Annotated in this window: 8 protein-coding genes; 3 read left to right on the forward strand and 5 right to left on the reverse strand. The window is 60.0% G+C overall.

Annotation, left to right across the window (positions count from 1 at the left end):
- Positions 1–374: 374 nt before the first annotated feature.
- The 5 genes from ABD837_RS11280 to ABD837_RS11300 form a co-directional block, all read right to left on the reverse strand.
- A complete protein-coding gene (locus tag ABD837_RS11280) occupies positions 375–641 on the reverse strand; it encodes an acyl carrier protein (RefSeq protein ID WP_345054245.1) in 267 nt (88 codons plus the stop codon).
- A 117-nt stretch (positions 642–758) separates the two neighbouring features.
- Positions 759–4,199, reverse strand: a complete 3,441-nt coding sequence (locus tag ABD837_RS11285; RefSeq protein WP_345054248.1) for an efflux RND transporter permease subunit — start codon at positions 4,197–4,199, stop codon at positions 759–761.
- Positions 4,200–4,316: 117 nt separating this feature from the next.
- Positions 4,317–5,453: an efflux RND transporter periplasmic adaptor subunit gene (locus ABD837_RS11290; protein ID WP_345054250.1), complete on the reverse strand. Its 1,137-nt coding sequence runs from the start codon at positions 5,451–5,453 to the stop codon at positions 4,317–4,319.
- A 131-nt stretch (positions 5,454–5,584) separates the two neighbouring features.
- A complete protein-coding gene (locus ABD837_RS11295; RefSeq protein ID WP_345054253.1) occupies positions 5,585–7,249 on the reverse strand; it encodes a TolC family protein in 1,665 nt (554 codons plus the stop codon).
- A gap of 38 nt (positions 7,250–7,287) precedes the next feature.
- A complete protein-coding gene (locus ABD837_RS11300; RefSeq protein ID WP_345054256.1) occupies positions 7,288–7,902 on the reverse strand; it encodes a TetR/AcrR family transcriptional regulator in 615 nt (204 codons plus the stop codon).
- Positions 7,903–8,230: 328 nt separating this feature from the next.
- Between ABD837_RS11300 and ispF the strand changes: the two genes are divergently transcribed.
- From ispF to ABD837_RS11315, 3 genes are all read left to right on the forward strand, one after another.
- Entirely contained in the window at positions 8,231–8,710 is a 480-nt protein-coding gene (ispF, locus tag ABD837_RS11305) for a 2-C-methyl-D-erythritol 2,4-cyclodiphosphate synthase (protein WP_345054259.1), read from the forward strand.
- 152 nt (positions 8,711–8,862) lie between these two features.
- Positions 8,863–10,536, forward strand: a complete 1,674-nt coding sequence (locus ABD837_RS11310; protein WP_345054262.1) for a M28 family peptidase — start codon at positions 8,863–8,865, stop codon at positions 10,534–10,536.
- 161 nt (positions 10,537–10,697) lie between these two features.
- A complete protein-coding gene (locus ABD837_RS11315) occupies positions 10,698–12,380 on the forward strand; it encodes a M28 family peptidase (RefSeq protein WP_345054265.1) in 1,683 nt (560 codons plus the stop codon).
- The last annotated feature ends 78 nt before the right edge of the window (positions 12,381–12,458 follow it).

Raw genomic sequence — 12,458 nt, forward strand, 5'->3', positions numbered from 1 at the left:
CCGTACCCGGCACGGGAATCGGCTAAGCAGCACGGCACGCACTCCGAATCCGGCACCACGCCCTCATCGCATCAGCAGTCCAATACCGACTCTGGCCTGGGCTCACCCGAAAGCAGCAGCCCGCGCCCCGTGCACGAAGCCGGCGATGACGCGCAGCCCACCGGCCCTACCAACGGCCCCACGACGAGCGCCTGGGAGGGCAGCCGCAACGAAGGCGATGCTGGCCGCCTCGATACTGGCGGCAACGTGCGTTAAGCCTTGTTTTTGGTAGTGCAGGGTCGATAGTGCACTACATAAAAGCCCCCGCAACACTCGTTGCGGGGGCTTTTCATTTATAGCATCTATAACAGTAAGGCAGGCGGCAGGTGGCCTACTTATGCAGCCACAGCGTGGTCGCGCACGAAGCGCACGAAGTCGCCCACAGTATACAGCGGTACCTCGTCGGGAATGGTGATGCTGAAATTGCGTTCCAGCTCAAGGATAATATCCACTACGTCGACGGTATCGAAGCGCAGGTCGCGGGCGAGGCGGGCAGTTTTACGTACGCGGCTGGCCCGAATAGCCTTGCGCTTGCTGATAATGCGAAACACCTGCTGCTCGATAGTGGGGGTATGGGCGAGGCTAGTAGTGGATACGTACATAATAACGAGGCGAAAAAAGGTGGTGAGTGAGAGCAGGCAGTGGCACAGGCCAGGTGCCCGCCGGCGGCAGCTGCTGCAACAGCTGCCGGCCGGCGGACACCGACAACGCCTTAGGCGCTATGCCAGTACAGGCGGCGTAGCCGCCTGTATTTTCTCAGAGTCCACCTCATCCGAATTGGTTGCAACGGTGTCCGCATTTTTTCCAGAAATTTTTGCTTTCAGGCTTTCGCTCAGCAAATACATAACCGGCACCACCAGCAGGGTAATGCCCGTGGCGAACACCAGACCGAAGATGATGGTCCAGGCCAAGGGGCCCCAGAACGTAACTGATTCGCCGCCGATGAAGAAGTGCGGGTTGCCGGAGTTGAATAGCTCGTAAAAGTCGATGTTCAGGCCGATGGCCAGCGGGATGAGGCCCAGCGTGGCAGCCGTGGCCGTGAGAATTACCGGGTTGAGGCGGGTACGGCCGGCCAGCACAATGGCTTCGCGCAGCGGCATGCCTTGTGAGCGCAGCATGTCCATGAACTCGACCAGCAGAATGCCGTTTTTCACTACGATGCCGGCCAGGGCAATGATGCCCACGCCTGTCATCACGATGCTCACGTTCTGGCCCGTGAGGGCGAGCCCCCAGAACACGCCGGCAATCGAAAACAGCACCTCGGAGAGGATGATAACCGGCTTGCTGAACGAATTGAACTGCGTAACGAGAATCAGGAAAATGAGGCCCAGCGCACCAATGCCGGCCATGGGCAGGAAGTCGGTGGTTTCCTTTTGGCTTTCCTGCGCGCCGCCCATGTCGATGGTGTAGCCGGGGGGCGTGGGGAAGGATTTGAGGGCGGTTTGCACAGCGGCCGCCACGTCGGGACCCGAATAGCCGTTGAGCACGTTGGAGCTGATGGTGATGACACGGTGCGTGTCCTTGCGCTTGATGCCGCCGTAGGTGCTGCCGTAGGTGACATCGGCCACCGAGGAGATGGGCACCTGGCGGATGGCGCCGGTGGCGTCGCGGAAGGTGAGCGGGGCGTTAATCACAGCGTCCACGTCGGAGCGGTACGACTTGGCGTAACGCACCTGGATGGGGTATTCATCGTCGGAGGTCTTGAATTTGCTGGCCTCGGTGCCGTAAATGGCGGTGCGCACTTCCATGCCAATCTGGCCCGTGCTGATGCCTTCGCGGTTAGCGCGGGTGCGGTTGATGTTCACGGCGATTTCGGGGTTGCGGTCCTGCAGGTTGGAGCGCAGGGCCTCGACGCCGCCGATGTGCAGCGAGTCGACGTAGCGGGTTACGCGTTTCGACAGCGCAGCCAAGGTCTTATAATCGTCGCCTGCTACTTCGATGGCAATGGGCTTGGGCTGCGGCGGGCCGCTGGCTTCCTGGTCCACCGAAATTTCGGCGCCGGGAATGCCTTTCACCACCTCGCGGATTTTATCCATGTACACGCGGGTTTTTGGGCCTTTGCGCTCACTTAGCTCCTTGAAGGCCACGGCCACTTTGCCCATGTGCGACTGCGACACGCCGCCACCCGACGAGGCGTCGCCGGGGTCGTTGGCGCCGATGGCCACGTTGCTAATCACCGATTCCACATCGGGGTTGTCGCGCCCAATCACGCTGTAGACGCGGTTTTCGAGCACGTGCGTTATCGAGTCCGTCACTTCCACGCGGGTGCCGACGGGCATGTTCAGGTAGGTGTAGATGAACTTGGGGTCGCCTTTAGGGAAGAAGTCAACGTGCGGCTTCCGGATGCCCACGGCCACAAACGAGCCGATGAACAGCACGAGCACGCCCACCATCACAATGGCCGGGTGGCCGATGGACCAGCGCACCAGGTCGGCGTAGCCGTTCTGGAAGCGCGGCAGGGCCCGCGTCTGGAACCAGGCAATCATTTTCACGAACACGAAGGTGTTGAGGAAGCACAGCAGAATGATGGTGATGGCGAGGTTGCCCACGAAGGTGGAGTGCGCCACGTAGCCGATAATGGCAATGACGAGCAGCACGCCCATGGAAATGAGGAACCCGCGGGTGAGCTTGGGCTTGGCGTGCAGGTCATTCTCGAAATGCTCTTCGCGCTGCATGAAGCTCACCGCAAACACCGGGTTCATGATGAAGGCCACGATGAGCGAAGCCATGAGCGTGATGATGAGCGTAACGGGCAGATAGTACATGAACGAGCCCACAATGCCCGGCCAGAACAGCAGCGGCACAAACGGCGCCACCGTAGTCAGCGTGCCGGCCAATACGGGGATGAACACCTCGCCGGCCGCGAACTTGGCGGCTTTGGGTGTGGTCAGGGTGGGGTGCTCGTGCAGCAGGCGGTGGGTATTTTCAATCACCACAATGGCGTCGTCCACCACAATACCCAGGGCCAGCAGGAAGGCGAAGAGCACAATCATGTTCAGCGTGAAGCCAAACACGGGAATAACCAGGAAAGCCAAAAACATCGAAATTGGCACCGATAAGCCCACAAACAGCGCGTTGGTGGTGCCCATGAAGAACATCAGAATCAACGTCACCAGCAGGAAGCCAATGATGATGGTATTGATGAGGTCGTGGAGCGTAACGCGGGTGTCGTTCGAGGTGTCGCCGGTTACCGTGATGTTCAGCTCTTTGGGGAGGTTGGCTTTGGAATCGGCGATGATTTTCTTGATGTTGTCGGACGCCTCAATCAGGTTTTCGCCGGCCCGCTTCACCACGTTCAGCGTGATGGCAGACTTGCCGTCGAGGCGGGCGTAGCTTTCGCGGTCCTTGAAGCCGTCGGTGACGGTGGCAATATCGCCGAGGCGCACGGGCGCGCCGTTGAGGTTTTTTACCTGGATGTCGGCAATGTCTTCGGCACGCACGTACTGGCCGGCCACGCGCACGGCGCGCTTCTGCCCGCCCACGTCGATACTACCGCCTGATACGGTCACGTTCTCCGCACCGATGGCGCGGGAAATGTCCGAAAAGCTCAGGCGCGAGGCGCGCAGCTTGTTCAGGTCCACGTCCACGTTTACCTGCTGGTCGAGGGCGCCCACGATATCGACGCGGGTGATTTCGGGCAGGGCCTCAATCTTGTCCTGGAAGTCGTCGGCGAACTTCTTGAGCTGAGCGGCGGGCAGGTTGCCGCTTAGGTTCACGAACATGATGGGCTGCTCGGAAATGTTGATTTCCTTGACGGTGGGGTCGGCGGGCAGGTCGTTGGGCAGCTCGGCCCGGGCTTTGTCTACGGCATCCTTGATGAGCTGCTTGGCTTCCGGCACCTTCACGCTGGAGTTGAACTCCACGTCCACGATGCAATAGTCCTGGTTGGAAGTAGAATTGATGTGCTTTACCCCGTTGATGCCCTTAATCTCCTTTTCGAGCTGGCGCGTCACCAGGTTTTCGATGTCGGTAGGCGACGTGCCGGGGTACACCGTGGCCACGATGATGCGCGGAATCACGATGTCCGGAAACTTCTCCTTGCCGAGCTTGATGTAGGCGAAAATGCCCGCCACGCACAGCAGCACCGTGATGATGTAAATGCTGGTTTTGTTATTAATGGACCAACTGGTTGGGCCAAATTCTTTCTCTATGTCCTGCATGGCTTGATTTGCTTTGTAGGGGCGGGGCTTGTCCCCGCCCGAATCGTTGCATGGAATGGTAATAGCGGCATCGCTCAACGGCTTCGTTCAACGACGGGCGGGGGCAAGCCCCGCACCCTACGCGCCCTGCACGGCCACCTTCTGGCCTTCGTTCAGGTTTTGGTAGCCGGCTGAGATGATTTGGTCAGCGCCGGTGAGGCCGCTGGTCACTTCCACTTTGCCGTTGTAGGTATTGCCGGTTTTGATGATGCGCTTTTTGGCCACGGCCTTGCCAGCCTCCTGGCCCACCACGTACACGTAGCTGTTTTCCTCGTCGTGTTGCACGATGTCGACCGGAATAACGGTGGCGTTGGCCTGGGCGTAGTTCTGGATGCGCACCGTGGCTACCATGTTGGGACGCAGGTCGGCGGCTTTGGCACCTTTCAGGCGCAACTCTACTGTAAACGTGCGGCTCGTGGCGTTGATGCTACGGCTTACCACCCGCACCGTGGCGGGCAGTTCCTCGCCGCCAAGGTCCGGGATGGTCACCACGGCGTTGTCGCCAGCCTTGATGCTGTTGCCGTAGGCTTCCGACACCTCGGCCAGGATTTTGCTGCCCGTGCCGCTGGTCAGGCGCACCACCGGCGCACCCGGCGCCGTGATTTCGCCCAGCTTGGGCAGCACCTCGTCCACGGAGCCCGAGAACGGCGCCACCACATTATATAAGGAACGCTGCTGGTTGAGGGTGGCCAGGTTGCGCTGCAGGGCCTGGTAGTTATTTTTGGCCGTGAGGTACTGGATTTCGGTGCCAATCTGCTGGTCCCACAGGCTCTTCTGCTTCTCGTACACGGTTTTGGCGAGGTCCATGCGGGTGCGCAGCTCGGCAGCGCTGGCATCGAGGATGCTGGCATCAATGGTGGCCAGCACCTGGCCCTTGCCCACCCGGTCGCCGCGCTGTACGCGGATGCTGGTGAGCGAGCCCGCCGCCCGGCTGCCTACGGTGGCATTCTGGTCGAAATCGACCCGGCCCTGCACCTCGAGGTAGCTCTTGAAGCTCTCGGGCTTGGCGTTCATCACCGACACGGGCGTAGCGGCCACGGTAGCCGGACCGCCGGTTTTGGCTTCCAGCTCAGCAATTTTGGCCTGCGTAGCGGCCTGCTCGCTTTTCAGCTTGGCCAGCTCGGCTTTGGGGTCTTTGTTGGAACCGCCGCAGGAGGCGAGCAGCAGGGTGCCGGCGAAAAGCAGCGCGGCGGGTTGGGTTGAGGAGAAACGCATGGGTAAGCGGGGTGTTTTTTGGAGAGGTCGTCATGCAGAGCGCAGCGAAGCATCTCGCGTGCAGCAACTAAATCGAGCGAACAATGCGAGCGAGATGCTTCGCTGCGCTCTGCATGACGTGCTGTGATGAGTTATTTCTTGACCTGGTTGAACAGCTCACCGGTAGCTTTGTCGCGGTCGACTTTGGCTACCAGCACGTCGTACACGGCGCCGTAGTAGTTGGTTTGGGCCGAGCGCAGGTCGGTTTCAGCCGTAATCACCTCCAGGTTGGAGCCCACACCGGCGTTGAACTTGATGCGCGTAACGCGGGCCACATCAGTAGCCAGGTCGAGGTTGGCCTTCTGGTTGTCGAGCACATCCAGGGCGTTGATGAGCGTGGTGCGGCTCTGGGCGTCCTGCAGGTCGATGCTCTGCTTCAGCGTTTCGAAGCCGCGCTCAATAGCTTGCTGCTGAATGCGCGTCTGTTGCACCAGGTACTTGCGGCGGAAGCCATCAAACACCGGCACCTGCAAGCTCAGGCCCACGTTGCCGAAGCCGAACCAGTTCTGGTTGGCAAAGCCCGCCGAGTTGCGCGAGTCGGGCCCGCGGAAAGCAAACAGCTCGCTCCCCGTTTTCGCTGAGCCCGTGAAGCCGTAAGCCCCCGTGAGAATGAGGCGTGGGTAAGCGCCGGCCTGACGGTTGCGCAGGTCGAGGCCAGCCAGGGCCTGCTGGGTTTCCAGAGTCGAGAATTCGATGCGGTTGTTGTAGTTGATGGCCCCACGGGCCGCTGTTGGCAGGCCACCCGAGAGCGCGTTTTGCTGGTCGAGGCGGTTTTGGGCGGCGGTATTGTCGCCGCCGGGCGTAGCCGGTGCAGTGGGCACGGCGCTAAGACCATCCACGCCGCCACCATTGGCCAGGCTGGCTACGCCAAGGCGCTGGCGCAGGGCGCCGGCATCCACCACGGCCGCGCCGAGCGAGTCCGTCAGCTGGATGTTTTGCTGCTGCGGCAGGCCCATCTGGAACTTGAGCAGCCCGAGGCTCAGCTCCGTGAGGCGCTGCGCTTTCTGCTGCTCAACCACCAGGTTGTTGCGCTGCACGCGCAGGCGGTCCACGTCGAGCTTCTCGGCAAAACCAGCTTTGTAAACTTTCTGCGTCTGGCTCAGTACCGTGTCGAGGCGTTGCACGTTGCGAGCCAGCAAGCCCAGGCGCGAGCGAGCCACCAGCGTACTGTAGTAGGCCTTGCTCACCTGCTCCACCACGTCGATTTCGGCCTGCTGGGTTTGCTTCTTGGCCAACTCGGTATACACCTTAGCCGCCTTCAGACCAATCAGGTACGAGCCGTCGAACAGCAGCTGCGACACCGAGGCACTGGCGTTGCCGGCGTATTGCAGGCCAAAGGCGAACGGCTGCGGCGGCAACGCCAACTGCTGAGTTCCCAGCACCGTTTTCTGCCCGCCCTGCGCGGCATCCAAGTCACTCTGCGTGAGCACCGTTTGGGAAAGTGGGAAGCTTACCAGGCTCTTCTGCAGCTTGAAGTTGTCGGACAGCGTGGCGCCCACGTTCACCTGCGGCAGGCCGGCGCTCTTGATTTCGCCCACTTTGGCCGCCGCCGTAGCCTCGCCCAGGCGGGTAGCCAGTAGCGTCGACTTGTTCTGCACGGCGTAGCTGATGGCCTGTTGCAGGGTCAGGGGCATGGTTCCCGCCGTAGGGGTAGTCACCAACACCGCGTTGGGCTGGGTTTGGGCAAGCAACGCCTGGGGTACGGCCGCACTCAGGGCAGCTGCCAGCAGGAATCTGGTTCGAAACAGCGTGTTCATAAACAGCAAAAAGAAACGGGTAAGCGGGGAAAAGCGGGTTATTCTTCGTCGGTGACGTGGCGGTACTCGTTGATGAGCTTGTGGCCCTTGAGCGTAGCCACGCCGAGCATGAAGTGTTCGAGCAGCGCTACCGACACCCGCTCGTTGGCAAAAGCCCGATGCGGGTATACCTGAGGGTCGAACTGCATTTCAATCTGAGCCAGGCGCAGGCGGGCAATCACATCAATGTCCAGGTCGGCCCGAAACAGCCCCTCGGCAATGCCCCGCTGCAGGTTCTGGACGATTTGCGAAAGGATGAACTGGTTTTTGTGCACCATCCAGAGCTGCCAGGTGGTGGGATGAAATTTCTGGAGGTCGTAGAAGATGCTGGGGTGCACGTTGCTGAATTCCTGCTTTACCCATTCCAGCATCCGAAACAGCTCGTCGATGGCCGAGGTGGCCGTATCAATCATCGCGTTGCAGTCGAGTTGGGTGCCTTCGAGGTGGCGGGTCATGGTCGCCTGCACAATCTGGTCCTTGTTTTCGAACCACTTGTAGAGGGTTTTTTTCGACATCGCCAGGTCGGCGGCGATGTCGTCCATGCTCACGCTTTTGATGCCGTTGCGCATAAAAAGCGACTGAGCGTGGTTGAGGATGCGGTCTTTGATTTCCATAAGTAACGCCGCAAAGATACAACGGAAACTTTAATCGTGCTCAAAGTTTCCAACGCATTTTTACGGTCTGCAACCAGTGCAGGGCCCTTTTGCGCGTGGCAAGACGCACCCACCCCCGGTTTACTTTAGCCTAATCCGAAAAAGAGTATTCAACTGCTTGCATGACTAACTAATTTTGTTGGCACATCAAAGCTAATATAATTAGCCTAATAATATTCATGAACCGTATTATTTATTTGTGAACATGTGCATAGCCAGGCGCACGGCGGAAGAGCCGGGCGCGGGTACTTTTGCGCCGGGCCGTGGTGGCCCGCTTGCATTTGCTCCTATGAAAATCCGGACCGGCTTCGGCTACGACGTTCACCAACTTCAGGAAGGGCTGCCCTTCTGGCTCGGCGGCATTGAAGTGCCCCATACGCACGGTGCCCTGGGCCACTCCGATGCCGACGTGCTCATCCACGTCATCTGCGATGCGCTGCTGGGCGCGGCCAACCTGCGCGACATTGGTTTCCACTTCCCCGATACCGACCCGCAGTACAAGGGCATCGACTCAAAAAAGCTGCTCTCCGGCGTGATGCGCCTGCTGCGCGAACGCGGCTACGAGGTGAGCAACATCGACTCGACCATTTGCCTGGAGCGGCCCAAAATCAACCCCCACATTCCGGAAATGCAGCGCGTGCTGGCGGCCGTGATGGGCGTGGCCGAGGAGGATATCTCCATCAAAGCAACCACGACCGAAAAACTGGGTTTTGTGGGCCGGCAGGAAGGCGTGGCCGCCTACGCCAGTGTGCTGATTCAGAAAGCCTGATAGTGCGGCATAGGATGTAGAGACGCGACCCATCGCGTCTTGCGTCCGCACCATCTTGGCCATTCCAGTAACGCTATGCTATCATCGTTCAACGCCGAGACGCGAAAGGTCGCGTCTCTACATCGTTCCGAATTTCCCACCTCACATTATCAATGAAGCATACTCCTCTCCTACTGGCCTTTCTTGCGCTGGCCAGCGCTGCTCCGGCTCAGGCCCAGGGCAAGTTGAAAGTAAAAACCAAGCCCGCTACCGGCGCGGCTGCCACTAAAATCAAAACTCCCACCGGCAAGACTGCGGGCAAAGACTGGAGCGTGAAATACGCCGACATGGTAACCGCCGAGCGGATGCGCACCCACTTGGCCGTGCTGGCCTCGGATGAGTACGAAGGGCGTGAAACCGGCCAGAAGGGCCAGCACATGGCCGCCGACTACGTGGCCAAGCAGTTCAAAACCGCCGGCCTGACGGGCCCGGTCACCACCGGCACCGACCCTTACCAGCAGCACTTCGACGTGGAGCAGGTGACTTGGGCCGAGGGCAACACCTTGAAAGTAGGCAGCACCAGCTACGACTGGCTGACGGATTTTTATGGCACCGGCGACTCGCCCTTCGGCCAGGAAACCAGCGTGAAGCCGGTTTTTGTGGGCTATGGCATTGAGCAGGACGGCTACTCCGACTACGCCAAGGTGGACGTGAAAGGCAAGGACGTGCTCATCCTGCTGGGCGAGCCCACTGGCGATGGCGGCAAGGCCCTGCTCAGCGCCGACGGCGCGCCCACCAAATGGGGCACCGACACCGGCCGCGGCGCGAAGGCCACGCTGGCTGGCCAGAAAGGGGCCCGTTCGGTGTTTTACGTGAGCTTCAACCCAACCAGTAACTTCGCCAAGCAGTCGGCGCGCTTGGCTCCGTTTCTGGCGCGGCCGTCGATGGTGATGGTGGGCAACGACCGGCCGAGCCGCGTACCGGCCTTCTTCGTGTCGCCGGCCGTGGGCCTGGCCGTGCTGGGCACGACGGACGCAGCAATTCAGGCCTATCTGGGCAAAATCAATAGCACCAAGCAGCCAGTGGCTTCCACTTTCACGGTGGTACCGATGCAGATTAAGGCCGAGCGCAAGCGCGAGAAGCTGGACACGCAGAACGTGCTGGGCTTCATCGAAGGCACGGATAAGAAAGCGGATGTGATTGTGATTTCAGCTCACCACGACCACCTGGGCAAACACGACGGCCAAGTGTTCAACGGGGCCGATGACGACGGTTCGGGCACATCGGCCATTATCACGATGGCCGAGGCGTTTGCCAAGGCGAAGAAGGAAGGCCAAGGACCGCGCCGCAGCTTACTGTTCCTGAGCGTGACGGGTGAGGAAAAGGGTCTGTTCGGCTCGGAATACTACTCGAAGCACCCAACTTTCCCACTGGCCCAGACGGAGGCCGACCTGAACGTGGACATGATTGGCCGCACCGACGCGGAGCACGAAGGCAAGCCCGACTACGTGTACGTCATCGGTTCCGACAAGCTGTCGTCGGAGCTGCGCGTGGTTCTGGAGGCGGCGAATAAGCAGTACGGCCCTATCGATATGGACTACCGCTTCGACGACCCCAACGACCCGAACCGCTTCTACTACCGCTCCGACCACTACAACTTCGCGGTGAACAAGGTACCGGTGGCGTTTTTCTTTAACGGCGTGCACGCCGAATACCACAAGGAGAACGACGAAATCAGCAAAATCGAGTTTGGCAAGATGGAGAAGCGAGCCCGCTTGGTGTTCCACACCGCCTGGGAGCTGGCCAACCGCGAAGGGCGCATCGCCGTTGATTCGAACAAGCCGTAGTTTTAATCGTCATTTAGCCCGTCTGTCATCCTGAGCGTAGCGAAGGACCTTATCACGTTTGAGCAGTATGCAGTCGTCAATTACTGCTAATCGTTCAGCGGTGAGAAGGTCCTTCGCTACGTTCAGGATGACAGACGTTTTCATTGCTCACTGCCTCCTCCATGCTGAAACCTTTTGCGCTGGCAACCCTATTGCTTGCCGGCACTCTACCTGCCACTGCCCAGAATGCGCCTACCAAAGTCAAAATAAAGACCAAAACAAAGGGTGCGGCCGCTACCCCCACCACTCCGGACCTATCGCAAACCTACGCTGCCCTCATCGAGCCTGCTGGCCTGCGCGCGCACCTCACCGTAGTGGCTTCGGATGCGTTTCAGGGGCGCGAAGCAGGCCAGCCGGGCCAAAAGCTGGCAGCGAAATATTTGGTGAAGCAGTTTGCTGAAATTGGATTGCAAGGGCCTGTAACGGGCAGCGACAACCCGTATCTGCAGCACTTCCAGCTGGCGCGTAGCATCTATGCTCCGGGCGGTTACCTGAAAGTGGGAGGCCAACGCTACGACTACCTCAGCGACTGGTTTAGCTACGGGCCGATGCCGTCGCCCTTTCTGACTGAAACGGCTTCGCAGCCCGTTTTTGCCGGGTTTGGAGTGGAGCAGGGCGCGTATTCGGACTACGTAGGCCTCGATGTGAAGGGCCGGGATGTGGTGGTCATCATGGGAGAACCGCAGGACGAGCGCGGCCGCAAGCTACTGAAGCCGCTGGGGCGCAAGGCCGACTACTGGGACTCGGGCCTGCGAAAAGCGGCGCTGGCCAAGGCCCACGGCGCCCGCAGCATATTCCTGATGACGTTTGCCCCGGCCGATGCTTTCCGGAAGCAGACTGCCCAACTCGGCGAGTCGCTGCGCGAGCCGGCTTTTTCGCTGCCCGACCCGGGTCCGGAAATCGTCGACACGGTGGCTGAGAATATTCCGCCGGGCATCGGGGTGTATTACACGTCGCAGGATATGGGGCTGGCGCTGGCTGGCACAACTATGAACGGGTTGATTGACTACGTGCGCGCCCTGAGCCGGGCTGGTCGGCCGGTACCAGCGGGGTTTCAGGCACCTACAGCAGCTATATTTTTGCCGCAAACTCAACAGCCTCTCACCACCGAAAACGTGCTGGGCTTTCTGGAAGGCTCGGATAAGAAAGACGAGGTGCTGGTGGTTTCGGCCCACTACGACCACCTGGGCGTGAAGCATGACACGATTTACAACGGGGCCGACGACGACGGCTCGGGCACAGTGGGCGTGCTGGCGCTGGCCAAGGCGTTTGCGCAGGCTAAAAAGGACGGGCACGGCCCGCGCCGCAGCATCTTGTTTGTGCTGATGACAGCGGAAGAAGAGGGCCTGTTTGGCTCGGAATACTACACGGCACACCCGGTACTGCCGCTGGCCAGCACCATTGCCGACCTGAACATTGACATGGTGGGCCGCACCGACCGTAAGCACAGCGCCAAGAAGCATTTCGTGTGCATTGTGGGTTCAGATAAGCTGTCGTCGGAGTTGCACTCCATCAACGAAGCGGCCAACCGCGACTACACGCACCTCGAGCTGGACTACCATTTCAACGTGCCGGGCGAGCCGGAGCACATCTACTATCGCTCGGACCACTACAACTTTGCGCGGCGCAAAATCCCGGTGATTTTTTATACGACCGGCGAGCACGCGGATTACCACCGCGCCACCGACGACGTGGAGAAGATTGAATTCGATAAATTGGCGGAACGCGCTCAACTCGTGTTCCACACGGCCTGGGCGCTGGCCAACCGCGAGCAGCGCATCGTAGTTGACTCCAATAAGCCCTGAGCGCAAAGGCTCGCGAAGTTTAAAAATTAAGTTTCACTAAGTTTAGCTCATGAGTGAAAACGAGATTTCGAAGGTGGT

It is taken from the genome of Hymenobacter glaciei, assembly GCF_039539585.1.
GTDB lineage: Bacteria > Bacteroidota > Bacteroidia > Cytophagales > Hymenobacteraceae > Hymenobacter > Hymenobacter glaciei.